21 protein-coding genes are annotated in these 24,429 nt (G+C 69.9%); 13 read left to right on the top strand and 8 right to left on the bottom strand.

Features of this window, described 5'->3' with window-relative positions; all coding sequences use genetic code 11:
- Position 1 precedes the first annotated feature (1 nt).
- From BLR02_RS08325 to BLR02_RS08315, 3 genes are all read right to left on the bottom strand, one after another.
- On the bottom strand, positions 2–1,579 hold the full coding sequence (locus BLR02_RS08325) for an ABC transporter substrate-binding protein (RefSeq protein ID WP_090662308.1): 1,578 nt from the start codon (positions 1,577–1,579) through the stop codon (positions 2–4).
- A gap of 98 nt (positions 1,580–1,677) precedes the next feature.
- Positions 1,678–3,285: an ABC transporter substrate-binding protein gene (locus tag BLR02_RS08320; protein ID WP_090563410.1), complete on the bottom strand. Its 1,608-nt coding sequence runs from the start codon at positions 3,283–3,285 to the stop codon at positions 1,678–1,680.
- Between the two features lie 101 nt (positions 3,286–3,386).
- The gene (locus tag BLR02_RS08315) at positions 3,387–4,562 is read right to left on the bottom strand and encodes a GAF domain-containing sensor histidine kinase (RefSeq protein WP_090662473.1); all 1,176 of its coding nucleotides are present in this window, start codon (positions 4,560–4,562) and stop codon (positions 3,387–3,389) included.
- 248 nt (positions 4,563–4,810) lie between these two features.
- On the opposite strand from BLR02_RS08315, the gene BLR02_RS08310 reads away from it, so the two are divergent.
- From BLR02_RS08310 to BLR02_RS08285, 6 genes are all read left to right on the top strand, one after another.
- Positions 4,811–5,275 carry a GtrA family protein gene (locus BLR02_RS08310; protein WP_245704684.1) on the top strand — a complete coding sequence of 155 codons (465 nt, stop codon included), beginning with the start codon at positions 4,811–4,813 and terminating at the stop codon, positions 5,273–5,275.
- Between the two features lie 74 nt (positions 5,276–5,349).
- Positions 5,350–6,864 carry an exopolysaccharide biosynthesis polyprenyl glycosylphosphotransferase gene (locus tag BLR02_RS08305; RefSeq protein WP_176849440.1) on the top strand — a complete coding sequence of 505 codons (1,515 nt, stop codon included), beginning with the start codon at positions 5,350–5,352 and terminating at the stop codon, positions 6,862–6,864.
- A gap of 110 nt (positions 6,865–6,974) precedes the next feature.
- The gene (locus tag BLR02_RS08300; protein WP_245704683.1) at positions 6,975–7,970 is read left to right on the top strand and encodes a glycosyltransferase family 2 protein; all 996 of its coding nucleotides are present in this window, start codon (positions 6,975–6,977) and stop codon (positions 7,968–7,970) included.
- The gene (locus BLR02_RS08295; protein ID WP_090662302.1) at positions 7,967–9,010 is read left to right on the top strand and encodes a glycosyltransferase family 2 protein; all 1,044 of its coding nucleotides are present in this window, start codon (positions 7,967–7,969) and stop codon (positions 9,008–9,010) included. The genes BLR02_RS08300 and BLR02_RS08295 overlap by 4 nt, the downstream gene beginning before the upstream one ends.
- Positions 9,011–9,057: 47 nt before the next feature.
- Entirely contained in the window at positions 9,058–9,348 is a 291-nt protein-coding gene (locus tag BLR02_RS08290; RefSeq protein WP_090563400.1) for a hypothetical protein, read from the top strand.
- A gap of 6 nt (positions 9,349–9,354) precedes the next feature.
- Complete coding sequence (locus tag BLR02_RS08285; RefSeq protein ID WP_090563398.1) at positions 9,355–9,552, top strand: hypothetical protein; 198 nt, start codon at positions 9,355–9,357, stop codon at positions 9,550–9,552.
- Between the two features lie 66 nt (positions 9,553–9,618).
- Here the strand turns inward: BLR02_RS08285 and BLR02_RS08280 are convergent, their stop codons facing one another.
- Positions 9,619–10,368, bottom strand: a complete 750-nt coding sequence (locus BLR02_RS08280) for a WecB/TagA/CpsF family glycosyltransferase (RefSeq protein WP_245704682.1) — start codon at positions 10,366–10,368, stop codon at positions 9,619–9,621.
- Complete coding sequence (locus BLR02_RS08275; RefSeq protein WP_143018075.1) at positions 10,358–11,617, bottom strand: outer membrane beta-barrel protein; 1,260 nt, start codon at positions 11,615–11,617, stop codon at positions 10,358–10,360. The genes BLR02_RS08280 and BLR02_RS08275 overlap by 11 nt, the downstream gene beginning before the upstream one ends.
- Before the next feature lie 431 nt (positions 11,618–12,048).
- Between BLR02_RS08275 and BLR02_RS08270 the strand changes: the two genes are divergently transcribed.
- The 5 genes from BLR02_RS08270 to BLR02_RS08250 are packed head-to-tail and all read left to right on the top strand — an operon-like array spanning position 12,049 to position 16,787.
- Positions 12,049–12,405 carry a hypothetical protein gene (locus BLR02_RS08270; RefSeq protein WP_143018074.1) on the top strand — a complete coding sequence of 119 codons (357 nt, stop codon included), beginning with the start codon at positions 12,049–12,051 and terminating at the stop codon, positions 12,403–12,405.
- Between the two features lie 39 nt (positions 12,406–12,444).
- Positions 12,445–14,172 carry a type I secretion system permease/ATPase gene (locus tag BLR02_RS08265; protein WP_090662295.1) on the top strand — a complete coding sequence of 576 codons (1,728 nt, stop codon included), beginning with the start codon at positions 12,445–12,447 and terminating at the stop codon, positions 14,170–14,172.
- Entirely contained in the window at positions 14,169–15,578 is a 1,410-nt protein-coding gene (locus BLR02_RS08260; RefSeq protein WP_090662293.1) for an HlyD family type I secretion periplasmic adaptor subunit, read from the top strand. The genes BLR02_RS08265 and BLR02_RS08260 overlap by 4 nt, the downstream gene beginning before the upstream one ends.
- 8 nt (positions 15,579–15,586) lie before the next feature.
- Positions 15,587–15,868 carry a hypothetical protein gene (locus tag BLR02_RS08255; RefSeq protein WP_090563386.1) on the top strand — a complete coding sequence of 94 codons (282 nt, stop codon included), beginning with the start codon at positions 15,587–15,589 and terminating at the stop codon, positions 15,866–15,868.
- Positions 15,869–15,872: 4 nt separating this feature from the next.
- The gene (locus tag BLR02_RS08250) at positions 15,873–16,787 is read left to right on the top strand and encodes a cellulase family glycosylhydrolase (RefSeq protein ID WP_090563384.1); all 915 of its coding nucleotides are present in this window, start codon (positions 15,873–15,875) and stop codon (positions 16,785–16,787) included.
- 44 nt (positions 16,788–16,831) lie between these two features.
- Here the strand turns inward: BLR02_RS08250 and BLR02_RS08245 are convergent, their stop codons facing one another.
- A complete protein-coding gene (locus tag BLR02_RS08245; RefSeq protein ID WP_143018073.1) occupies positions 16,832–17,950 on the bottom strand; it encodes an acyltransferase family protein in 1,119 nt (372 codons plus the stop codon).
- A gap of 148 nt (positions 17,951–18,098) precedes the next feature.
- On the opposite strand from BLR02_RS08245, the gene BLR02_RS08240 reads away from it, so the two are divergent.
- Positions 18,099–19,529, top strand: a complete 1,431-nt coding sequence (locus tag BLR02_RS08240) for an O-antigen ligase family protein (RefSeq protein ID WP_090662291.1) — start codon at positions 18,099–18,101, stop codon at positions 19,527–19,529.
- A 5-nt stretch (positions 19,530–19,534) separates the two neighbouring features.
- Complete coding sequence (locus tag BLR02_RS08235) at positions 19,535–20,557, top strand: acyltransferase family protein (RefSeq protein ID WP_090662289.1); 1,023 nt, start codon at positions 19,535–19,537, stop codon at positions 20,555–20,557.
- Positions 20,558–21,071: 514 nt separating this feature from the next.
- Here BLR02_RS08235 and galE read toward each other — a convergent pair.
- Together galE and BLR02_RS08225 are read right to left on the bottom strand one after the other, a co-directional pair.
- Complete coding sequence (gene galE, locus BLR02_RS08230; RefSeq protein ID WP_090662287.1) at positions 21,072–22,067, bottom strand: UDP-glucose 4-epimerase GalE; 996 nt, start codon at positions 22,065–22,067, stop codon at positions 21,072–21,074.
- A gap of 7 nt (positions 22,068–22,074) precedes the next feature.
- Complete coding sequence (locus BLR02_RS08225; protein ID WP_090662285.1) at positions 22,075–24,345, bottom strand: GumC family protein; 2,271 nt, start codon at positions 24,343–24,345, stop codon at positions 22,075–22,077.
- Positions 24,346–24,429: the final 84 nt, after the last annotated feature.

Below are 24,429 nucleotides of genomic sequence, written 5' to 3'. Positions count from 1 at the left end.
GTCAGACTTTCCTCGCATTCCAGAATAGCGGCGGTCCCTTCGGCACATCGACCAGGTTCCGCCGATAGGCCGTGGTGGTGTAGGCCTGACCGAGCGGCAGCGTCGGCACCTCCTCGAAGGCGATCTCCTGCTGCTCCCGCGCGGCCTTCTGCTGCGCGGCGAGGTTGGGCGCATCGAACCACTCGGCGCGCTTCGCCTCCAGCCGCTCCGAGGCCGCCCAGCCGAACCAGCCATTCGTGCCGTTGCCGCGGATGGTCTGGTTCACCCCCGGGCTGAGCGTGTCGAAGCCGGCCCAGTAGGTGAAGAAGATGCTCCAGCCGCCCTTGTCCGGCGGCTCCCGGTTGTTGCGCCGCTGCACGACCGTGCCCCAGTCCGAGGCCACGAAATCGACATTCAGCCCGACCTGCTTGAACAGGTCAGCGCCGACCAGGCAGAGGGCGTTGATGATCGGGAAGTCGGTAGCGCCGAGCAGCACCACCGGCTCGCCCTTGTAGCCGCTCTCGGCCACCTCCCGCTTCACCTTCGCCAGGTCGCGCGGGCTGGTCAGCGCCAAGAGGCCGGCATCGCTGGCGAAGGGCGTGCCGTCCGGGAAGAAGCCCACCTTGTCACGCCAGGCGCCCCGCTCGCTCCCGAAGGCCGCGGTCATGAAATCGGCCTGGTTGATCGCGCCGAGCAGGGCCTTACGGAGCTTCGGATTGTTGAAGGGCGGGTGCAGGTGGTTGAACCGGCCGAAACCCATCTGGCCGGTCGGGTCCGGCAGGTCCACCACAATGTCGCGGTTGCGGCGAAGCGGCGGCACCAGGTCGTTTGGCGGGTTCTCCCACCAGTCCACCTCACCCGATTGCAGTGCGGCCGCCGCCGTCGCGCTGTCCGGGGTGACGCGCCACTCGACCCGGTCGACGAAGGCGCGCTTCGGGCCGGAGGTCCAGGCCGGCGTCCCCTCGCGCGGCACATAGCCGTCGAAGCGCTCATAGACGAAGCGGCTGCCCTGCACCCGCTCATCGGCCTTGAAGCGGAAGGGGCCGCTACCAACGAACTCCGTGATGGCGCGGAAGGGGTCGGTATTGGCCAGCCGCTCCGGCATCATGAAGGGCACCGGGGAGCCGATCTTGCCAAGCGCATCCGGCAGCAGGGCAAAGGGCTTCTTCAGCCGGAAGACGATGGTCCGGTCATCGGTGGCGAGCAGGTCGTCGGTCCGGGCGGCGAGTTCCTGGCCCAACGGGTCGCGCCGCTGCCAGCGCTTGATCGAGGCGACGCAATCCTGCGCCCGCACCGGCTCGCCATCATGGAATTTGAGGCCGGGGCGGAGCGTCAGCGTCCAGCGCTTGCCATCGTCCTCGACCCGATGGCCCTCGACCATCTGCGGCTGCGGCTTGAGCTCGGCATCCAGCCCGTAGAGCGTGTCCCAGACCAGAAAGCCATGGTTCCGGCTTACATAGGCCGTGGTCGTGATCGGATCGAGCGTGCCGATATCGGATTGGGGAATGAACCGCAGAACGCGGCTACTGGCCGGCTGCGCGATCGCGAAACGGGCGAGAGGCGCCGCCGCTGCGGCGCCCAGCACAGTACGTCGGAACATCGTGGTCTCCCCGGAAGCCGGTCCCGCCGGCCGTTCCGGGGAGTGAAGCGCGGATTGCCGCAGTGCCGCAAGCCGCGTGAAGGGAATTGGGCCGGGGGTTAGCTTTTCTGGACATTCCAGAAGAGTGGCATGCCCCCGAGCACGCCGGTCAGGCCACGGCGATAGGACCAGGGCTGAAAGTACTGGCCGACCGGCAGGTATGGCGCCTCCTGGAAACCCTCCGCCTGGATCTCGGCCGCCAGCTTCTGCTGGGCGGCCAGGTCAGGCGCCTCGAGCCAGGCGCTGCGCAACTCCTCCAGCTTGGGCATGGTAGGCCAGCCAAACCAGGCATTCAGCCCATTGCCGCGCAGGCCGAGATGCGTCGCCGGAGAGAAGAAGTCGAGGCCGGTGAAGAAGGTGAAGAAGACGCTCCATCCCCCCTTATCCGCCGGCTCGCGGCTGGCGCGGCGCTGAACCACGCTGCCCCAGTCGGTCGAGACGTAGTCGACATTCATGCCCGCCTTCACCAGCATGTCCCGCCCAACCTGGGCGAGCGCGTTGAGCGAGGGGAAGTCGGAGGCGGCGATCAGCACCACCTTCTCGCCCTTGTAGCCGGCGGCGGCGAGGTCCCGCTTCACCTTGTCGTAGTCGCGCGGGCCCTTCAGCACCTCGGTGCCGATGGCGGTCGCCATCGGCGTCCCCGGCGGGAAGAAGCCGACGCCGTCACGCCAGTTGGACGGGTCCGTACCGATCACCGCGCTCATGTAGTCGGACTGCTCGACAGCCCCCAGCAGGGCGCGGCGAATCGCCGGATTGTTGAAGGGTGGGTGCAGCGCGTTGAAGCGCATCAGGCCGAGCAGCCCGGTCGGATCGTAATTCTCGACCACGAGGTTGCGGTTCCGCCGCAGCAGCGGCAGCAGATCCGCGGTCGGCTGCTCCCACCAATCCACCTCGTTGTTGCCAAGCGCGGCGGCGGCGGTGGAGGCGTCGGGCACCACCTGCCACTCCACCCGGTCGAAGAAGGCGCGCTTCGGGCCCGAGGTCCAGGCCGCCGTACCGCCCTCGCGCGGCACGTACTGGGCGAAGCGCTCGTAGACCAGCCGGCTGCCGGGCACGCGCTCATTGGCGACGAAGCGGAAGGGGCCGGAGCCGATATTCTCGCGGATCGGCGTGTTCGCGTCCTGACTCGCGATCCGTTCCGGCATCATGAAGGGCACCGGCGTGGAAGGCTTGGCCAGGGCGTCGAGCAGCAGGGCGAAAGGACGCTTCAGGCGGAAGGTGAGGTTGCGGTCGTCATCGGCGACCAGCTCCTCGGTTGCTGCCATGAGCGCCTGGCCGAGCGCATCCCGTTGCGCCCAACGCTTGATCGAGGCAACGCAATCCCTGGCCCGCACCGGCTCGCCATCATGGAAGGTAAGGCCGGGGCGGAGGGTGATGGTCACCCGCCTGCCGCCATCCTCCACCTTGTGGCCCTCGGCCATCTGCGGCTGCGGCCTGAACTCGGCATCCACGCCATAGAGCGTGTCGTAGATCAGGAAGCCATGATGGCGGGTGACATAGGCGGTGGTGACGATGGGGTCGACCACCGCCACATCCGCCTGCGGGATGAACTTCAACACCCGGCTGCCGGCCGGCTGGGCGAGAGCCGGGGCGGACAGGAAGGGAGAGGGCAGGAATTGCGTGGCGCCAGCAGCCGCGGCGCCGGCCAACAGGATACGACGTTGCAAGGGCGGGGTCCTCCCGTGTGCGAAACGGGCTGGACAGTACCGGTTTCCGCAGGCGGGTGAAGCACCCTATCGCAAAGCAGCCAAGCGGGTGCCGGCAGGCCTTACTCCGGTATCGGCATCACCAGGGTGAAGCGCGTCTCCGCCGGGGTGGATACCACCTCGATCCTGCCACCATGCGCCTCGGCGATCTGGTGGGCGATGTAGAGGCCAAGACCAAGGCCTTCCCGATTCGGGCGATGCGTGCCGCGCGAGAAAGGCTGGAACAGATTGCCGAGGATGTCTGGCGGAATGGGTTCGCCCCCATTCGCCACGGAAAGCTCGAAGCACCGCCCTTCCGTCCGGGCAGCCACCCTGATCGGCTGGTCGGGCGCGCCATGGCTGAAGGCATTGCCGAGCAGGTTGGAGGCCAGTTGCGCCATGCGCCGGCCGTCGCAGACGATCGGCGCATCGAGGCGGAAGGCGGTCTCGACGACCCGCCCGGGCCGGCCCGCCTGCAACTCACGGATGATTTGTTGCAGGATGTTTTCCATCTGAACCGGCCCCTTTTCGAGCCGCAGTCCGCCGCCGAGGCGGAACCGTGCGAAGTCCACGAGATTGTCGACCAGCCCACTCATCCGGCCGACGCTCCCCTGGATCAGTTCCGTCAATTCCAGCGCCTGGCTGTTCAGTGGCGTCTTGCGCAGGAGCCGCATGCCGCCGGCAATGGCGGCGAGCGGATTGCGCAGGTCATGCCCGAGCACGGCAATGAACTCCTCCCTGAGGGCCGCCACCCTGCGCTCGTCAAGCAGGCTCGCCTCCTGCGCCTTCACCTGGTCCACCGCACTGAGATGGTGCCCGATGACGTTGGCGAACATCTCGAACATGTCGATCGTCTCGGGGGTGTTCAGCCGGCGCGGATCCGGGTCGATGGCGCAAAGGGTGCCGAAGACGCTGCCGTCGATGCGGCGGATCGGCACCGAGATGTAACTCCGGAAGCGGTAGATGGCGGGGGTGTGATGGCAGCCATAGACCGGGTCTGCGGCCACATCGTCGATGACGATGGGCGCGGCGGCGGCGCGGACCTCATGGCAGAGGGTCGACTCGACAGGCAGCTCACCACCCGGTGCGAGGCCGAAATCGATCGCATCACGAACGGCACAGGCCACCCAGCGGCGCTCCGTGACACGGGCAACGGCGGCGAAGCGCATTCCGGTGGTGCGGCAGACGATATCGAGAATCGTCGGGATGACCAGGATGCTGCCGATTGCGTCCAGATCGGCCGCAAGGTCTTCACTCATGGCATCACGCATCCGGACATGCCGCATAGGCTAACGATTCCGAGACTGGGACGAAACCCATCTCCACGTCATGGCAACGACAAACCCCGCTTGTGCCGCCCGCGCCAGGGAACGTGACAGGAGAAGCCGCTTTTCGGCGGGTCGGTGCGCCGTTGTCACCGCGCCGTGGTTTGTCGTGACGCGCTGCAGCGCGTAAGGCTTCAGCATACAGGATGCCTTGAATGACGACTGCTCTGACCGGCCCCCATTTGACCGATCCGCCGCTGGACGCGCCCGTGGCCTCGCCTGAGCGTGGCCGGCTCTTCGGCGAGTTCCTGCGCTTCGGCGTCGTCGGCGTCGCTGGCTTCGTCGTCGATGCAGGCGTGCTGATGGCGGGGATCGCGCTCGGCACCGGTCCCTGGCTCGGCCGCGTCATCTCCTATATCGCGGCGGCGAGCGCCACCTTCGCCCTCAATCGGGCCTGGACGTTTCGCAATGCGGCCCAACGCGATGGGCTCGGGCGGCAGTGGGTGCTGTTCCTGCTCGTGAACCTCCTCGGTTTCCTGTGCAACTACGGAACCTATGCGGCGCTGGTGACTGGCCTGCCGCTTGTTGCGACCTATCCGGTCATCGGGGTCGCAGCCGGCTCGCTGGCTGGACTGGCGGCCAATTTCCTGATGTCGCGGCGCTTCGTCTTCGGAGCCCGGCCCGACCCCCGTCCCTCCAGAGCGTGAAGGCAAGCGGGAGCCATGCCCATCGCAATCGATAGTCTCAACCCGAGCCCTGGGCGGTCAGCATGCAGGATGTGATGCCCCCTGAGCACCGAGCTGGCGATCGCCGGCTGCTGACAGCAGTGGCCGAGGCCGGCTGGGGCGGCCTCTCCAGCGAAGCCCGGCCCGTCATCGCGCGCCGGGACCGCTGGGCGAAAGTTGCCCCGCTTCCTCCGGTGCTGCTCGCCATGGCCGTGGCGGTGCTGGACGCCGTGGGCCTCGTCCTGGCCGGCCTTGCCGTACAGGCCCTGCCTTTGCAGCCCGCCGAGGGCCCGGCCCTCCGGCTCATCGGCTTCGTGGCGGTGCTGGTGCCCTGCCTGATCGCCGCGGCCGGCGGCTATGGCCATGCCGCGCTCTTCGGCGGCAAGCGGGCAGCGCTCGGAGCGCTGGCAGGGCTGGTGCTCGGCATCGGCGGGCTCGGGCTGGCGGCCGTGGCGCTCGGCGCACGTGGCGCCTTTCCGCCCGGCCTCGCCCTGCTCTGGCTGGGACTTGCCACACCACCGCTCCTCGCGGGCCGGCTGGCGGCCGCGGTCGCGTTGCGTGCGGCGGCGGAGCGTACCCGGCAACGCGCCGTGGTGATCGGGGATGGCCCACAGGCCGCCCGTCTGGTGGCGGCACTCGGCGCCCGGCCCGACCGCAGCTTCGACCTGATCGGCCTGGTCGATGACCGGCGGGTGCATCAGGCCGGCGGGCTCCGTAATGGCCTGCCCTATCTCGGCTCGATGGAAACCCTCGCCGCCATGATCCGGAGCGGCGAGGTGGATCAGGTGATCCTCGCCCTTCCCTGGGCCGCGGAGGCGCGGCTGCAATCCCTGCTGCGGCATTTCGCCGATTTCCCGGTGGATGTGCGGCTGGCGCCCGATCTGATGGCCTATCGCGGCCTCGGCACCGCCGGGCCGGAGGGCGAGCGGCTGCATTTCCTCCGCCTTGCGGACCGGCCGATCCGTGGCTGGGGCGCGGTGGTGAAGACGATCGAGGATTACGGCCTGGCGCTGCTGGCGCTCGCCGTGGCCGCGGTGCCGATGGCGCTGATCGCCTTGGCGGTCAAGCTCGACAGCCCGGGCCCGGTGCTGTTCCGCCAGCGGCGGACCGGCTTCAACAACCAGCCCTTCTACGTGCTGAAGTTCCGCACGATGTACCACGAGGCGGCGGACTACACCGCGGCGCGGCAGGTCTCGCTCGGCGATAAGCGGGTGACGCGGGTCGGCGCCATCCTCCGCCGCACCTCGCTCGACGAGCTGCCGCAGATCTTCAACATTCTTCGCGGCGACATGTCCTTCATCGGACCGCGGCCGCATGCGCCGGGCACCCGCGCCGGCGGCCGGCCCTTCGAGGAGGTGGCGGCCCGCTATGCGGCACGGCATCGGGTGAAGCCCGGCCTCACCGGCCTCGCCCAGGTGCGTGGCTGGCGCGGCCCGACCGAGACCGAGGACAAGCTGCTGCGCCGCGTCGAAAGCGACCTCGAATACATCGATACCTGGTCGCCCTGGCTCGACTTCACCATCCTGGTGAGGACCCTGCTGGCGGTTGCCCGGATGCGGAACGCCTTCTGAACCTGCGGGGGGTCACTCCCCCGCCATATTCGCCGTCTAACGGAAGGGCCGGAGCGGCTTCCCCGGTCCGGAAGCCCAGGACGGAAGCCTTCGTCATGCCGGAGAGCGCCTTGCCCGACACACATCTGACGCCCGGAGCGAATCTGCTGCCGGGCTACAGCACCGCGCCGCGCATTGCCGTGCTGATCCCCTGCTACAACGAGGAGGTGGCGGTCCCCCGCGTCGTCACCGCCTTCCGGGCCGCCCTGCCCGGGGCGACCGTCTATGTCTATGACAACAACTCGAAGGACGGCACCGTCGCCGCGGCCCGCGCCGCCGGCGCCGTGGTCCGCACCGAGACGTTGCAGGGCAAGGGCCATGTCGTGCGGCGGATGTTCGCCGATATCGAGGCCGACGCCTATGTGCTGGTCGATGGCGACGACACCTACGACGCCTCTGCCGCGCCCGAAATGCTGCGGCTGCTCTTCGGCCAGCGCCTCGACATGGTCACCGGCGTGCGCCGCACCCCGCAGGAGATCGCCGCCGCCGCCTACCGGCCGGGCCACCAGCTCGGCAATGCGGTGCTGACGGGGATGGTTCGCTGGGTCTTCGGCGACCGGATCTCCGACATGCTCTCAGGCTACCGGGTCTTCTCCCGCCGCTTCGTGAAGAGCTTTCCGGCGCTGGCCGCCGGTTTCGAGACCGAAACCGAGTTCACCGTCCATGCGCTCGAGCTGAAGCTGCCCGTCGGCGAGGTGGCGAGCACCTACAAGGAGCGCCCGGCCGGCTCGACCAGCAAGCTCAACACCTATCGCGATGGCTTCCGCATCCTGCGGACCATCGTGACGCTGGTGCAGCGGGAGCGGCCGCTCATGTTCTTCTCGGCGGCCGGTGCCGTGCTGCTGCTGCTGGCGGTGCTGCTGGCCGTGCCGCTGCTGCAGACCTTCCTCGCCACCGGCCTGGTGCCGCGCCTGCCGACAGCGGTGCTGGCGACCGGCCTCGTGCTGCTCTCCTTCCTCAGCTTCGTCTGCGGGCTGATCCTCGACACGGTGACGCGCGGGCGGCAGGAGGCCAAGCGCGTCGCCTACCTGTCCCTGCCCGCGCCGGATTTCGAGGAGGGCGCATGAGCCTCGGCCCCTATCCCGCGCCGGAGCATGTCGCCGGGGCCCGCGGGCCGGCAGGCGAGACGGATGCCGATGTCATCATCCTGGCGCTCGACCGGGCGGAGGAGACGATAGCCGCCATCGCCTCGGCGCGGGCCCAGACCGGCATCGCCAGGCATGTCTGGATCACGGACCAGGGCAGCAAGCCGGAGAATCTGGCGCGGCTGGCCGCAGCTGTGGAAGGCGCCCCGGATGCGACGCTGGTGCGGCTCGACCGCAACTGGGGTGTCGCCGGTGGGCGCAACCGCGCGACGGCGCTCGGCCGCGGCCGGGTGGTCTTTGCCCTCGACAACGATGCCGAGTTCAGGGACCCGGACACGCTGGCCCGTGCTGTCCGGGCCATGGATGCCGAGCCGGATATCGCCGCCATCGCCTGCCGCATCCTTGTCTTCGACTCCGGGGCGGACGACCTTTCCTCCTGGGGCTATCCGCAGGGGCTGCTGCCGCGATCGGCCGAGAGCTTCGACGTGGCGACCTTCGTCGGCGCCGGCCATGCCATCCGAAGGCGGGATTTCGAGCGGACAGGCGGCTATGACGATGCCCTGTTCTTCGCCTGGGAAGAGTTCGACTTCGCCCTCCGTGCGATCAATGCCGGGCAGCGCATCCGCTACCGGGGTGATATTGCCGTCCGCCACAAGGTCAGCGGCGAGCACCGCTTCGCCTGGTCGGGCACCCGCTGGTTCCACTTCGTCCGCAACCGCCTCTATATCGGGCTGAAATACGGGCTGGCCCCGGCCAGTCTGCTGCCTCGCTTCCTCGCTTATCAGGTGAAGGGGGCACGGAACGGGGTGCTCGCGCAGGGTCTCCGGGCGGGACCGGCGGCGCTCGGCCTGTGGCGGGCCTTCCGTCCGGCGCCGGGCACCGAGTCCCTCTATCGTCTCACCCCTGCGGCGCGCGACTACCTGGCCCGCAATGACGCCGCCCATCGCGGCGGGCTCGGCCGGCGGGTGCGGGCGGAGATCCTGGCGGCCCTGCCGGGCGCGAGCGGCGCCAAGGCCGGTTGAGGCCTGGCCCGGGTAACCCCACCTTCCACCCTTTCGGTGGACCGCTGATGCCCGAGGACAGGACCGATGAGTTGCGCGGCGAGATCGTCGCGCTGGAGACGGCACTGGCCGCGGCTTTCGGCGAGATCGCCGTGCTGCGCGCCGCCGCGGAGGGCAGCGGGGCCGAAGGGGCAATCGCGGCCATGGAGGATATGGCGCAACAGCTCGAGGCCTCCGTGCTGCGCGGCGTGGTCGGGGCCGAGGAGGCTGGGCGGCCTCGGGCGGCAGCGGGATTCGAACGGCGGATGGAGCTCATCGTGCATGCCTTGCGCAACGCCATCGCCTTCCGGGCCGGGTAGGCGCTGATGGCACGGCTTCTCTGGGGTATCGGCACGCTGCTGGTGCTGGTCGGCGTGCTGGCCCATCTCTTCGGCTGGGACGCGCTGCTCTGGATCCCCGAGGCGGCGCTCGATGCCTTGCGGGCCGATCCGCGGACCTACGGGGTGATCCTGCTCGGTGCCGTGCTGATGCTGGTGGCCCGGGTGATCAGCCGGCGGGGATAGGGCACGGAGGGGGCTGGAGCGGGTTTCGCCAGCCGGGGCGAATGCTGGCCGCAGGAGCGGCCGCCCTCACCCTTTCCGCTGCCGCGCCTCGCGCCGAAGCAGTGCGATGATCGCCGGGCTGTCCACGAGGTAGCGCCGCGCCAGCCGCTTCGGGTCCTGCAACATGCGCCAGGCCCATTCCATGCCGGCCCGCTGCACGAGCCCGGGCGCCCGCCGCTCCTCCCCGGTGAGGAAGAGCAGGCTCGCACCGATGCAAAGACCGACGCCACGCCCCCTGCCCCGGGCCGCGACCGCCTGCGCCACCCGCTCCTGCCGGGGCGAGCCGACGGCAAGGAAGCTGTAGCGGGCCGGATTCTCCTCAATGAAGCGCACCGCCGCCTCGAAGGCGGCCGGATCCCGGTCGAAGCCCATGGGCGGGTTGTGATGGGCAATCCGGCGAAGGCCGGTACGAGAGGCCAGCTGCTCCAGCGCCGTCGGCGGCAGGCCGAGCACGGTCACCTTTTCATCCGGCGGCAGGCTGGCGATGAGGGCAGCGGTCAGGTCGCTGCCCGGCACCACGGCGGGCGCATCGAGGCCCAACAGCCCGGCGATGCGTGCCACCACCCGGCTGTCGAGCAGGCGCAGCATCGCCTCGTCATAAAGCGGCCGCAGCGCCGGGTCGCGCGAGAGGCGGACGAGATGGTCCGCATTCGGGGTCACGATATAGCCGAAAGGCGCTTCCGCCGGCCGCTTCGCCAGCAGGGCGAGCATGCCCTGCAGCGGGAGGTCGGCGAAATCGAGGTCGAGCAGGCGCCGGACAGGAAGGCTAGATGGCAAGGCGGAGCCGGAGCTGGAGCAGGTTGCGATCGAACTCCTGGAAGCCGCCCGTCGCCTCGATGCGCCGGCGATAGCCATAGCTCGCGACCACCGTGGCATTGCGGTTCAGCAGGTAGCGGGCGGTCAGCGTCAGCACGCCATCGCTTGCCGTCTGGTTCGGGCTTTCATACTCGCGCCGATCATAAAGCAGGTCGGCCTGGAGCAGGACATTCCGCAGGTACTCATGATCGAGGGTCAGGCCGATCTGGGTCCGTTGGTAGCTGACCGCGTCCTGGCGGATGGACTCCTCGATGGTACGCGTCAGCCGGAACCGGGCGGTCGTCAGCTGGGTCGGCGCATAGGTGACGGCGGCCTCGACCGCGGGGCCTTCCAGGGTCTTCAGGTTCGGGCCGCTATACTCGCGCTGGCGCCAGCCGAGGGCCACGCGGGCCTGCCAGACGCCGTCGAAATCATAGTCGAAGCCGGCCAGCGCCTCCCAGGTGAAGCTGTCGCGGCGGCTCGAGATGTTGTCGGTGTACTTGATGTCCTGAACCCGGACGATCGTCGTGATGTTGCGGCCCGGCGCCAGGGAATAGCTGCCGCCGACCGCGCCGATCGCCGTGTTGAAGCTGTTCTGCGACACCGGAGTCAGGGTGTTGCGGATGACGGTGTCCTCGAAGTCGAAGGTCCGGTAGACGCCCTGGGCGATCAGCCCGAGGCGGTTCAGCCGGGTATTGCCGACGACCGAGACCTCATCCGAATTGTAGGCGACGGGCTGGACGATGCCGGCGCTCTGCACGTCGAAATTATAGACGTCGAGATGCGCCCGGTAGTGGCGGTAGGCGGCCTGGAGGGCGGTGTCGGCCGAGAAGTCGTAGCGGCCGAAGCCGCCGAGGTCCCAGTCGTTCCAGTCCTGGCGGCTCTCGCTGAAATACTGACGGTTGACGGAATTGGCCGAGATGCCGGCCGCATGGGTCGTCCAGTCGCTGCGTAGGCTCAGATTGCCCCGCTCCTCGACGAAGCCATCCGAGACCACGTTGCGGCGCCGGCCGAAGATGTTGCTGTCCCAGCCAGGCCCGGCCTCCACCGCGCCGTTCAGCCGGAAGCCGCCGAGGCGGACGCCGAGTGGGTCGAAATCCGGCCGCTGCCGGTTCACGACGGTGATGCCGCGGGCCACCTCCGGCGAATCACCGAGCTGGGCACGGGCCTCGCCCACCGGCAGGGCCGCCACCATCAGTCCCAGCAACCCCCAGCTTGGAAAGCTTTTCACCACTGTTTCCCCGTCATGATGAACCCCCGGCCTCCCTAGCACGGGTCGCTGCGGGAGTGTGCATGCAACGATCACATACTGCCATCCCTGCCGCCTGCCGCGCCATTTCACGGTTGAGGTGTGGCTTGGCCGCCGCGGATGACCACGTGACAGGATCGATACGGGATGATAATTTTTTTGGTAGTTACCCTGGGGAAACTTGGGCGGATTGGGGTTGCAATTCACGGAAGGCGGAGTGCGTATTCGATCAGGCGCCGCCCCAGGCGCTGCGGCCCCGAGGTGTTCGGCCCGGGGCGATCGCGTAGCAAGCCGTGCGGGATATTCACCCCGATACGCCGGATCCGGCGTATCATGGGTACCCCATGGCCGGCCCAGGATGGAGCCTATCAATGGCCAATGTCGAGACTCTCAGGCAGGGCCCAGCCCCGGCCGTGACAGCCCCCACCGACCCGGCGGCCTTCCGCTCGGAGGACCGGCTGACCGGGCTGCTGGCCTTCGCCCTCGCCGCCGAACGGCAGGAGGAGGCCAGCCCCGAGACGGTCGCACTCCGCCAGCGCGAGGCAGAGGCGGCACTCTGCGACCACGCGCTGCGCTACCTGCACAACAACATCGAACGGCTGCGGCAGGAAGCGGTGGCCGAGCAACTCGGCCGGCTCGGCCGCCCGCCGAGCTTCCTTCGCCTGGTGGCCGCCAACCTCGTGGCCCTGGCGATCCTCGTCGCCGCCGGCGGCTGGCTCGCGCTGCACCCCGAAACCCTGGCCGGTGTCACCGGCCTCCTCGCAGGCTGACGCATGTCCCATTCCCGCACACTTCTTCCTGGGACCGAAATGGCAGCGGATACCCCGCTGCGCCGGGCGCTGCAGGCATGCCGCAGCCAGTTCATCCTGGTCGGCGTCTTCAGCGGCGTCGTGAACCTGCTGCAACTCACCACCTCAGTCTACATGATGCAGGTCTTCGACCGCGTCCTGTCGAGCCGGGCACTGGATACCCTGCTCTATCTTTCGCTCATCGCCATCGCTGCCATCGCGGTGCTGGCAGTGCTCGAGGGAGTGCGAGGCAAGGTGATGCAGCGGATCGGTAGCTGGATCGAGCACCGGGTGGCGCCCGAGGGCTTCGTCCGCGCGATCGAGAGCACGCTGCGCGGCCGCCCCTACCGGATGGAGGCCCTGCGGGACCTCGCGGTCTGCCGCGGCTATCTCGGCTCGCCCGGTGCGCTCTCGCTCTATGACGTGCCCTGGGTGCCGATCTATATCGGCGTCATCTTCCTCCTCCACCCCATGATGGGCTTCATCGCCCTCGGCGGCGCTGTGGTGCTGTTCGGCCTGACGCTCGCCAGCGAGGTCTCCACCTCCGCCCTGCTGAAGGAAGCCAATACCGCCGCCATGGCCTCGCAGCGCCGGGCTGATGCCATCTCGCGCAATGCCGAGGTGATCGACAGCATGGGGATGCTGCCCTCGGTCATCGGCCGCTGGCGGGAGTCGGTCGCGGCGATGACGGGGCCGCAGCAGCGCGCCGCCGACCGCGCCTCCTTCCTCGTCGCCATGACCAAGTTCTGCCGCCTGGCGGTGCAGATCGGCATCCTCGGCGCCGGTGCCTACCTCGTGCTGCAGCAGGAGCTGACCTCGGGCGCCTCCATCGCCGGCTCGATCATCATGGGCCGGGCGCTGGCGCCGGTGGAGCAGATGATCGGCGGCTGGAAGCAGCTTGTCTCCGCCCGGCAGAGCTTCCGCCGGCTGCAGAGCTTCCTCGCCATGCCGCGCCTGCGCCCGCCCGGGCTGCCGCTGCCGGAGCCGGTGGGCAAGGTCTCGGTCGAGCGCGTCTCCTATGCCTTCCCGGGCCAGGGCGTCGCCATGATCAAGGGCGTGAACTTCACCCTCACCCCGGGCGAGAGCCTGGCCGTGATCGGCCCCTCGGCCGCCGGCAAGACCACGCTGATCCGCCTGCTGATCGGCACGCTGGCGCCGACCGCGGGCACCGTCCGGCTCGACGGCGCCGATGTCTACCAGTGGATGCGCGAGGATTTCGGCCGCCATGTCGGCTACCTGCCGCAGGATGTGGAGCTGTTCGACGGCACCGTCTTCCGCAACATCGCCCGCATGGCCGAGGCCGAGCCGGAGGCCGTGTACGAGGCGGCGAAGCTCGCCGGCTGCCACGACATGATCCTCCGCCTGCCGAATGGCTATGAGACCGAGATCGGCGACAGCGGCCAGTACCTCTCGGGCGGCCAGCGCCAGCTGATCGGCCTGGCGCGGGCCATGTTCGGCCGGCCGAAGCTCGTCGTGCTGGATGAGCCGAACAGCAATCTCGACGGCGACAGCGAAGCCGCGCTGACCCAGGCGCTGGAACGGCTGAAGGCGCAGGACACCACCGTGATCCTCGTCTCCCACCGGCCGACCCTGGTGCAGGGCGTCGACAAGGTGCTGCTGCTGAAGGATGGCGCGATGGAGATGTTCGGCCCCCGCACCGAGGTGCTGAAGCGGCTGATGACGCCGCCTCGCCCCGCCGAGGTCGCCAATGCGCCCGTTGCCCGCCTGGAAGGGAGCGCCGCTCGATGAGCGTCACCACGCAGGATGCCAAGCTGCCCGCCATCACCACGACCGGACGGGCGCTGGCGCCGATCCGCTCCGATCTGGGCGGTACGCTGCCGCCCTTCCCCTTCGACCCACTGCTCGACGCCCCGGCGCCGCGCACCCGCGGTGCGATGGTCTTCGGCCTGATCATCTTCCTGGTCTTCGTCGTCGGTGGCGGGGCCTGGGCGGTCTTCGCGCCGCTGGCCGAGGCATCGATCGCCGCCGGCACCATCCGCGTCGAGGGCACGCGGCGGACCATCCAGCATCTCGAAGGCGGCATCGTCCGCGAGATCCTGGTGCGGGACGGCGACAAGGTCGAGAAGGGCCAGGTCCTAGTGCGCCTCGACGACATCCAGGCGGATGCGACACTCGAGACGCAGCGCGCCCAGCGCTGGGCGCTGATGGCGCAGGATGCGCGCCTCACCGCCGAACTGGCCCAGGCGCGGGAGGTGACGTTCCCCGCCGCGCTGACCTCCGCCAGCAATGCCCGCGCGCTCGACAGCATGGCCGGACAGCGCGCCCTGTTCGAGGCGCGGACCGCCAGCCTGAACAGCCAGATCCAGGTCTTCCAGGCACGGATCGACCAGCAGCAGGCGGTCATCGCCGGCGCCCGGGGCCAGCTCGCCTCCACCCGCCGCCAGCTCGCGCTGATCAAGCAGGAGGAGGAGATGACGCGGACCCTGGTGACCCAGGGCCTGCAGCGCCTGCCGCAGCTGCTCGCCCTGCAGCGCAGCTTCGCCGGGCTCGAGGGCAGCATCGAGGACCTGAACGGGCAGATCGAACGGGCCAATGCCGCGATCACCGAGGCCCGCAAGCAGATCCAGCAGACCACCGAGCAGCGGATGCAGGACAATTCGCAGGAGCTGCGCGAGGTCCGCGGCAAACTCGCCGAGGCGGAGGAAAGGCTCCGCGCCGCGACCGATGTGGTGACGCGGCGGGACATCACCGCGCCCGAGGACGGCACCATCGTCAACATGCGCCTCTTCACCCTGGGTGCCGTGGTGAAGCCGGGCGATCCGGTGATGGACCTGGTGCCGGAGCATGACCGGCTGGTGGCCGAGGTGAATGTCCAGCCGAACGACATCGACGTGGTCTATCCCGGCCTCCATGCCGAGGTGCGGCTGCCCGCCTTCAAGCAGCGGTTGGTGCCCTACCTGCACGGAGAGGTGACCTGGGTCGCTGCGGACGTGACCACCAATGAGCAGACGCGTCAGCAATACTACCGCGCCTTCATCCTGATCGAACCGGAGCAGCTGGCTGCTCTGTCCAATGTCTTCCTCACCCCCGGCATGCCGGTGGAGGCGCATATCAAGATCGGCGAGCGGACCTTCTTCCGCTACGTCACGCAGCCGATCCGTGACAGCTTCCACCGCGCCTTCCGCGAACAGTAGGATCCATGATGAGCGACGCCCGCCTGACCATCTTCGCCGACGGTATCCTCGACGCCAGCGTGACCTATGGCGTTGCCCGGCTCACCTTGGCGCAGACCGGGGCTGAGGGGAGGCCCCTCCCCTGCGGCCAGCTGGTGGTGCCGCTCGTCCAGCTACCCTCCTTCGTCAACAGCCTCGCCGGGTTGCTGAAGCAGCTCGAGGCGAAGCTGAAGGAGCAGCAGCCGCAACCCCAGGCGGAGGCGCCCGAGGCGGCTCCGCCGAGCGTGCCCGGCGCCTTCCGCTTCGGCTGAGCCCATGCCGACGCGCCGTGGCCTCCTGGCCCTGCCGCTGGCCGGCGCCCTCGCGGGCCCGGCCCTGGCGCAGGACCTTTCGCCGATCCGGAGGCGCATCGCCAACCTCCGGCTCGGTGCCAATCTCGAGCGCTGGTACACCATCAGCAAGGACAACCAGCCGCGCCGGCTGGGGGCTGGCTGGTGGCGTGGCTTCCGGGCCGCCGGCTTCGACCATGTGCGGATCTTCCTGCCCGAGGTCGGCCAGACCGGCACCGGGCTCGAAATCCCCGGCATGTTCCTGAACGCCGTGCAGGATGCGGTGGCCGCGGGCCTGCCGGTGCTGCTCGGCATGGCGGACTTCTACTACCAGAAGAAGCCCTGGTCGGAGCGCGACTGGGCCGGGCTGCGCAGCCGGGCGCAGTTCTTCGGCGCGCGCACCGACCCGAGCATGGTGGTGCTCGCCGCCATCAACGAACCCGTCTTTGACGACACGGCGAGCTGGATGCCGGTCCGCGACCGGCTGCTCGCCGAGATGCGCCGGGCAGCGCCGCGCCACCTGCTGATGTGGGGTGGGCGGGAATGGAACAGCGCGCCCTCGCTGCTCGAATGCAGCCTGCCCGAGGACCCGAACACCATCGCCGAGGTGCATGACTACCAGGGCACCGGCAACCCGAACCGCTTCCAGGCCGTGGCCGCCTGGCGGGACCGCAACCGCATGCCGGTCATCGTGAGCGAGCTCGGCGGCGCCTTCGGGCATGAGACCAACCGTGCCGCCTGGGCCGCCGACCTGGCCCGCGTGCTGCCGGAATTGCGGCGGCTGCATCTGCCGGCGACGCTCTGGTCCTACAGCCATGGCAGCCATTGGCGGATGCAGAACGGCGACGAGCCGATGCCGAAGCCCGACCTCATCCCACCCGCGATGCTCTCGGCGCGCTGATCCCTGGCGCCCCCCGCGCAGGGGGGCGCCGGCCAATCTCGGGATCAGGCCTTGCCGGAGGCCACCCGCGCGCCCTCGGCCGGCACCGCGGCCGGACGGGCGCGGCGCCGCAGCAGCCAGCGATTGGCCGGCACCTCGACGAAGCGCCAGGCGAGCCAGCCGGCGACGAGGCTGGCGAGGAAGCCGGCGACCATCAGCCCGGCGCGGCCGGCGAGGCCTGGGTCGATGCGGCGCAGCACCAGCACCAGCCCGGCCTCGATGAAGACCCAGCACAGATAGACGCCGAAGGAGGCCTCGCCGAGCCGCAGCAGCAGGTCCGGCCGGGATGGCGCGGCGGTGGCCGGGACCGGGCGGCGCAGCAGCGGGATCAACGCGGCGAGGCCGAGCACCGTCACCGCATCCCATTCGAGCCAGAGCCCGATGGGCAGCGCCAGCAGCGCCGCCCAGAGCAGCCCGCGCGGCAGCAGCCCCTCGGTGATCAGCCGGCCGATGCCAAGCCCGGTGGCGAATTCGAGGAAGAAGCGCAGCAGGCCGAGATGCAGCGTGTAGTTCATCCCCACCGCCGGGTCCCGCATGTCGAGCAGGAAGATGCCGGCGAAGCCGAGCAGCGGCACGGCGGGCAGCAGCAGGCGCGGCAGGCGGATCAGCGCGGCGAGCACCAGGGGAAAGGCCAGGTAGCCGGCCCATTCCACCGAGAGCGCCCAGGAGGGGTAGTTCCAGGCATGTCGGGTGGTGGTCTCCCAGGCATTCAGCAGGAAGAGCTGGAGAAAGAAGTCGTCGAGGCCGAAGCGCTCCGGGTCGCGGATCGTGGCGCCGGCGGCGGCGGCGAGGCCGACCAGCAGCGCCAGCGCGACGAGGGCCAGCGCATGCAGCGGCCAGATCTTGGCGAAGCGGCGGCGGAGGAAATCCGCGATGCCGGCACGCCCCCAGGGCGGCCTGGCGCCATAGCCGAGCCAGAGGGCGAAGCCGGAGAGCAGGAAGAAGCCGTCCACGCCGAGATAGCCATGGCGGAAGACCGGCCCCAGCGCCGGCACCCCGGCGCTGACCCGGAGCGGCAGGTCGAGGTGGTAGAGGATCACCCAGCCGATCAGGAAGAAGCGCAGCCGCGTCAGCGCCGCGTCGCGCGGTGCGCCATGGGCCACGCCCTGGGATGTACCCTGCATCGATCCTTGCCTCTCCGTTCGTCCGGCGCATCGCTGCCACAACCGGTGCCCTGGATGCATCCCCCGTTGCGGTCACGCTTTCGGGCGGCAGGCGGCATGACGGAACGCTGATTGGCGATCGCCTGGGGGTCATGACAGAACCGTTGTCATGCCGAGCCTCACCTCTCCCCTCGCCCAGATCCTGATCGCGTTGTTCGGGGCGGGGCTGATGCTCCTCTTCGCGCTCTTCCTGCCAGGGACGCTGCTGCTGCTGCTGCCGGCCATGGTGCTGATCCTGGGCGGCCTCATGGCCTACCAGTTCCCCATGGTAATCGCCGTCGGGCTGGTGCTGACCTACGGGCTCGGCATCGACATCCAGCTCGATGCCGGCTTCCTGGCCATGGGTGGCGGCGGCCGCGGCGTGGCGGCGCTCGGCGCGGCGGTGGTGAAGGTGGTGCCCTTCGCCCTCGCCGCGGTGCTGCTGCTGCGCTACGGGCCGAGCAATGCCATCAACTGGCCCTTCCTCGCCTATACCGTCATCGCCACCATCAGCATCGTCGTGCTGCCGGTCGGACGGATCGTGAGCACCGGCGAGATGATCCGCAGCTTCATCGGCTCCACCGCGCCCTTCGTGCTGGCCTTCGCGCTGGCGCCGAAGCGGATCTGGACGACGCTGATCCGCGGCGCGGCCTTCGTGCCGATCATCAGCGCCTTCGGTGTCCTGTTCACCCAGCTCGCCGGCGTCTATCCGGCGCTCGACCAGCTCGGCCGCTTCCAGGGGCTGCACAGCGCGCCCTTCCTGGCCGGCTTCTGCGTCACCGCCATCTTCGCCGCGGTGATCGAGTATATGCGCGGCTTCAAGCTGATATGGCTGGTCGTCGGCGGGCTGGACATCGCCGTGCTGCTGGCAACGCAGGCGCGGGCGCCGCTCGGCGCGGTGCTGCTCTTCCTGCTGCTGGTCTTCCTGCTGTCGAACAAGCAGATTTTCCCGCTGCGGCGGAAGGTCGACCTGGTGATGGGCGGCGCCGTGCCGGGGCTGCTGCTGCTGAGCCCGGTGATCGCCTTTGCCATGCAGCGCTTCATCAGCCAGGGCACCGACACCTCCGGCCGCGACCTGATGTGGCCCTACTTCCTCGATGCCATCCGCGACCGGCCGCTCTTCGGCTACGGGCTCGGCGCGGGCAAGCTGCTGGTGAACCCGGACGACCCGCTGATCAAGCTGCTCGGCAGCACCGCGGCGCATAACGAGTACCTCCGCCTCTCGGTGGATGGCGGGATCATCGGCTGCGCCGCCATCTTCATCTCGCTGGTCGCCTGGCTCTGGTGGGGCTCGCGCAACCTGGGCTCGATCGAGCGGCTGGTGCTGCGTTCGGCGCTGGTGGCGGTGCTGCTGCATAGCGGCTTCGACAACACGCTGATCGCCACCACCTCGGTCATGCAGTTCATCACCCTCGGCGCCATCCTGGCGCGCGGCCGGGCCGAGGCCAAGGAGGCCGGGCACCGGCGGACGCATGGGCGGCGCTCCTCGCATGGCGGCGAGAGGGTGGCCGTACCCGGAACGGCCAGTGGCTATGCCTGGCGGCAGTCGCGGGCGGGTTGACGGCGATGCCCGATCAGACGGTGGGGACCGCCGGGGCGACGGTGCGCCCGGCGCGCCGGCTGGATCTCGACCGGGCGCGGGGGATCGCTATCCTCCTCGTGGTCTTCGGCCATGTCGTGGCGCAGCAGGTGCCGCCCGGCGTCGAGTGGTACGAGCCGATCCGCTACCTCCTCTATCGCTTCCACATGCCCTTCTTCCTCTATCTGAGCGGCACGGTGGTGGTGCTGTCGGGCCTGCTGGCGAAGCCGCCGGGGCGCGTGGTGCGGGGCCGGGCGGAGCGTCTGCTGGTGCCCTTCTTCGGCATCGGGCTGCTGATCCTGGCCGCCAAGCTGATCGCGTTGCAGCTGGTGCATGTCGACAACCCGCCGGAAGGGCTTGCCGGCGGGTTGCGTGACCTGTTCTGGACGACGCGGCACAGCCCGGCCACCTCGGTCTGGTACCTGCTGGTGCTGTTCCTCTGCACGCTGGTGGCGATGGGGCTGCGGCGGGTCGGCGTCGGGGCAACCGGGCTGGTGGCGCTCGGCGTCGCGCTGCAATTCCTCGATGTGCCGCCGGTCGCCTATCTCGATCGCTTCGCCTCGCATTTCCTGTTCTTCGCGGCCGGCCTCTGGGTGGCGGAGAGGGAGGATGGGCTGCTGCCGGCCTTCGAGCGCTGGCAGCCTGGCTGGTGGGTGGCCTTCGCCGCCGGGCTCGCGCTCGCCGCGCTCGGCTGGATCGGGCCGCGCTGGTCGATGGTGCTGTGCGGGCTGCTCTGCATCCCGGCCCTGCATGGGGCGATGCGGGTGGCGCCCATCGCGCGCTGGCACTGGCCGCTGGTGCTCGGCAGCTTCTCGATGGCGATCTACCTGTTCAACACGCTGGCGATCGGCGGGACCAAGGCGGTGCTGATGAAGGCCGGCATCGGCTGGACCGAGGCCTGGTTCCCGTTGCATGTGGTGGCCGCCATGGTGGCGGGCGTGGCGCTGCCGGTGCTGCTGAAGGTGCTGGTGCTGCGGCGGGTGCCGGCGGTGGACCGGCTGACGGATTGAGCCGGGCGGGGAGTGGGCGGCCGAGGCGCCCTTCCCTGCCCCCTCGGATCATGGCGTGACCTGGATCAAGCAGTCGCCCCTGGACCTGCGGGTCCAGGCCATGGTTCCACCTCCCCGGGCATGCTGGCGCCTGGGGTGATCCCGGCCGCATCCTGGACGCCGATGCCGCGACCATGGCCCCAGAGGCCAGGTGCCCGGCCGCCCTGGACCGGGCCTGGCTGGTGACACCGGATGCCGCAGGGCGCCTACCGGCCTCCGGGCGCTCTTCAATCCGGCTCAATTCCGGGCTGGCCGAACAGGCCCAACCCGTTGATGCGGAACGATCTTGCGGGGCGGATTTGAAGTCTTGAGGGGTTGAGGCCGGAGATGGCCAGGACCGGGCGCAGCTCGGGCGATGGCTGCCGTTCCTATAGCGTTCCGGTCAGCCCGAAGTCCAGCGGAACCGCCCGGCGCAGCGGGATGGACGGAGGGCAGGCGAGAGCAGGTTCCGTGGGCCGAGCCCCACGGAGACACCCTAGCCGCGGTCGTCGAAGCCCTTGGGATGGGCGGAGTGCCAGGCCCAGGCGGTGCGGACGATGTCGTCCAGCGCGCCGAATTGCGGGTTCCAGCCGGTTTCCTCACGCAGCCGGGCGGAGGAGGCGACGAGCACCGCCGGGTCGCCCGCACGGCGCGGGCCGAAGCTGTGGGGCACCGGCTTGCCGCTGATGCGCTCGACCGAGTCCATCACCTGCTTCACCGAGTAGCCGGTGCCGTTGCCCACATTGAAGCGGCAGCTTCCCTGGTCCAGCCGCGTGAGCACGCGGAGATGGGCATCGGCCAGGTCCATGACATGGACATAGTCGCGGATGCAGGTGCCGTCGGGCGTCGGGTAGTCGGTGCCGAAGACCGTCAGCGGCGGGCGGGTGCCCATGGCGGCGCCGATGGCGAGCGGGATGAGGTGGCTCTCCGGCTCATGATCCTCGCCGATCCGCCCGGAGGGGTCGGCGCCGGCGGCATTGAAGTAGCGGAGCGAGGCCGAGCGGAGGCCATGGACCTTGTCGGCCCAGTCGAGGCCGCGCTCGACCATCAGCTTGCTCTCGCCATAGGCGGAGACGGGGGCGACCTCGGCCTGCTCGTCGATCGGAATCCGCTTGGGGAAGCCGAAGAGGGCCGCGGTGGAGGAGAGGACGAAGCGCAGGCAGCCGGCCTTCACCGCCGCATCCGCCACGATCAGGCTGTTGGAGAGGTTGTCGATGCAGTAGCGCAGCGGGTCCCGCATCGACTCGCCGACCAGGGAGAGGGCGGCGAAGTGGAGGACCGCGTCGAATTTCCAGGCGGCGAAGACCTCTGCCACCCGGCGCCGGTCGGCGATGTCGGCCACGACCAGCTCCGCCGTGGCGGGGACCGCGGCACGGTGGCCCTGGCGGAGGTCGTCGAGCACGACGACCTCGTCACCACGGTCCACCAGGGCCTTCACGATGTGGCTGCCGACATAGCCGGCGCCACCCGTGACCAGATACCGACCACCCATGCAGGGGCTACTCCCGGAAATATCCGCCGTAACGGGGGTGGTAGACCTCGGCATCCGCATAGCCGGAGCGGCCATGCACCTTGGCATCCACCTGCGTCAGTGCGGCGCCGATGACCCGGGCATGCGCTTCCTCGAGCAGGCCGAGGGAGTTGCGCACGACCGAGCGCGGTGTATCGCGCCACCTGACGCAGAGCAACGTGGCATCGGCGAGGCGGGCGACGACCCGGGCATCCGCCATCGCCAGCGCCGGCGGCGCGTCGAGGATGATGAGGTCGTAGTCCCGCCGCACCCGGTCGAGCAGCCCCGCCATCGCCTCCGACATGAACAGGCCGAGGGAGTGGATCTCGGCCGCGCCGGCCGGGATGTAGTCGAGCGAGGAGAGGTGGTCGCGGCGGATGATCCGCTCCAGCAGGGCCTGGCCGAGCAGGAGGTCGGTGACACCCGGCGCGCCCTCGCAGCGGAAGACCCGGCCGAGCGCCGGCTGGCGCACGTCGCAGTCGATCAGCAGCACGCGCTCGCCGTTCATGGCCGCCGAGCGGGCCAGGGCCACCGAGGTGGTGGTCTTGCCCTCGCCGGGGCGGGCGGCGGTGATGACCACCACCCGCGGCGGCTCGGAGCCCAGCCAGAGGGCGGCGCGCAGGGTGCGCATGCTCTCCGAGAAGGGGCTGAGCGGCTTGCGGACGACGTAGTCCTCCACCTTGTGGCGGCCGAGCAGGCCGCGCTTCAGCATCGGCACCAGGGCCAGGCAGGGGAGGCCGAGCGCCGCGCGCACCTCCTCGCCGGAGCGGATGGTGCTGTCCGCCTGTTCGAGGAACCAGATCACCAGCAGGCCGAAGAGCACGCCGAGGATGGTGGCGGCCGCGACGAAGAGCGGGATCTTCGGGAAGCTCGGCCGGCCGGGGATGGTGGCGGGCGAGAGGACCCGCGCATCCGGCTTCTCGATCGCGGTCTGGGATACGGTCTGCTGCGAGCGCTCGAGCACGGCGCGCAGCAGGCTGCGGGCGGCATCCGCGTCGCGCTCGAGGGCGCCGACCTGGATCTCGGCGCCGGAGCTCTGGTTCAGCAGGCTTTCCTGCGTCTTGAGCGCCTCCTCGAGGCTGGAGACGCGGGCGCGGGCGGCCCGGGCCTCGGCATCGAGGGCCTGGACCACGCGGCCGGTCTCGCCGCTGACGCTGCGCTCGGCCTCGGCCAGGCGGGAGCGGGCGGCGCGCACATCCGGGTGGTTGGAGCCGAGGGTCGCCTGCAGCCGCTCCACCTCGCGGCGCGCATCGTCGCGGGCGGCGCGGGCGCCGGTCAGGTTGGAGGCGCCGAGGGCGGTGAGGTCGGCGCCGCCGCCGCCGCGCCGGGCCGCGGCGAGCCGTGCCTCCGCCGTGGCGAGCAGGTTGCGGGACTCGATCAGGTCGGAGTTGAGCTTGCTGACCTGCTCGGTGCCGAGGCCGGCGCTCACGCCACGGGTCAGGCCCGAGCGGCTGCGCAGGTCGGCGATCCGGCTCTCGGTCGTCTGCAGCTCCTGCCGGAGCTGGGCGACGCGGCCGTCGAGCCACTCATTCGCGCGGCGCACCGCGTTGAACTTCGCCTCCAGCTGGTCCGAGATGTAGAGGTCGGCCGCCATGTTGGCGATGTCGGTCGAGAGCTGCGCGTCCTCGGTTGTGACCTGCACGGTCAGTACACGCGAGTTGCGCACGACGCTGACGAGGATCTTGTCGCGCAGCGCCTCGGCGGCGGAGATCTCGGCGCGCTCCCGGCCCGGCCGCGGCACCGGGGCTTCCGGCGCGATCAGGTCGGCGAGGTCGGTCGACAGCGTCGCGACGCGGCGCGCGATGCCGTCCTGCCAGCGGTAGAGCCATTGCTCCGGCCGCTTCGCCTCGCGCACCCACCAGGAGAATTCCTCGCGGTCCGTCAGGTCGTACTGACGCACGATGCGGCGGGCGATGGAGAGGCTGCGGATCACGTCCACCTGGCTGGCGAGCACGGCATCCGTCGTCGTCTCGTCGCGCAGGATGCTCTGCAGCTCGCGGGCCGAGTAGTCGGTCGGCTCGAACATCACCGTCGCGGTGGCGGTGTAGCGTGGCGTCAGCTGCTTCGCCGCGATGAAGGCGGCGATGGGAAACAGCAGGGCGCAGAGCACAAGGACGAGCCGGCGGCGCCGCAGCGCTGCGAGCAGCGCCGTGACGGTGAGGCCCTCCGGCTCGATCGGCGTGGCGACGGGCGCCGGCGTGCGGAGCTGCGGCTTCCGCTCGTTGGAGGGTGGCCGCGATTCAACCGGTCTGTCGAGCATGAGGGGGTCGTCTTCCCTTCGCGGCAATGGCTGCGGAGGCTTGGGCAATACGCGGTGGCACCAAACCGGGTCAATCAACGGGCG

Origin of the sequence: Belnapia rosea (assembly GCF_900101615.1) — a bacterium.
Lineage (GTDB): Bacteria > Pseudomonadota > Alphaproteobacteria > Acetobacterales > Acetobacteraceae > Belnapia > Belnapia rosea.
The sequence above is the reverse complement of the archived record's forward strand: the minus strand, read 5'-3'. Positions and strand labels throughout refer to the sequence as shown.

Coding starts and splice junctions, on each gene's coding strand:
- BLR02_RS08295 (WP_090662302.1), top strand. CDS start 7,967: ATGAGCCTCGGCCCCTATCCCGCGCCGGAGCATGTCGCCGGGGCCCGC.
- BLR02_RS08305 (WP_176849440.1), top strand. CDS start 5,350: ATGCCCCCTGAGCACCGAGCTGGCGATCGCCGGCTGCTGACAGCAGTG.
- BLR02_RS08240 (WP_090662291.1), top strand. CDS start 18,099: ATGCCGAGCCTCACCTCTCCCCTCGCCCAGATCCTGATCGCGTTGTTC.
- BLR02_RS08265 (WP_090662295.1), top strand. CDS start 12,445: ATGGCAGCGGATACCCCGCTGCGCCGGGCGCTGCAGGCATGCCGCAGC.
- BLR02_RS08315 (WP_090662473.1), bottom strand. CDS start 4,562: ATGAGTGAAGACCTTGCGGCCGATCTGGACGCAATCGGCAGCATCCTG.
- BLR02_RS08225 (WP_090662285.1), bottom strand. CDS start 24,345: ATGCTCGACAGACCGGTTGAATCGCGGCCACCCTCCAACGAGCGGAAG.
- BLR02_RS08290 (WP_090563400.1), top strand. CDS start 9,058: ATGCCCGAGGACAGGACCGATGAGTTGCGCGGCGAGATCGTCGCGCTG.
- galE (WP_090662287.1), bottom strand. CDS start 22,067: ATGGGTGGTCGGTATCTGGTCACGGGTGGCGCCGGCTATGTCGGCAGC.
- BLR02_RS08260 (WP_090662293.1), top strand. CDS start 14,169: ATGAGCGTCACCACGCAGGATGCCAAGCTGCCCGCCATCACCACGACC.
- BLR02_RS08250 (WP_090563384.1), top strand. CDS start 15,873: ATGCCGACGCGCCGTGGCCTCCTGGCCCTGCCGCTGGCCGGCGCCCTC.
- BLR02_RS08235 (WP_090662289.1), top strand. CDS start 19,535: ATGCCCGATCAGACGGTGGGGACCGCCGGGGCGACGGTGCGCCCGGCG.
- BLR02_RS08255 (WP_090563386.1), top strand. CDS start 15,587: ATGAGCGACGCCCGCCTGACCATCTTCGCCGACGGTATCCTCGACGCC.
- BLR02_RS08245 (WP_143018073.1), bottom strand. CDS start 17,950: ATGCAGGGTACATCCCAGGGCGTGGCCCATGGCGCACCGCGCGACGCG.
- BLR02_RS08325 (WP_090662308.1), bottom strand. CDS start 1,579: ATGTTCCGACGTACTGTGCTGGGCGCCGCAGCGGCGGCGCCTCTCGCC.
- BLR02_RS08285 (WP_090563398.1), top strand. CDS start 9,355: ATGGCACGGCTTCTCTGGGGTATCGGCACGCTGCTGGTGCTGGTCGGC.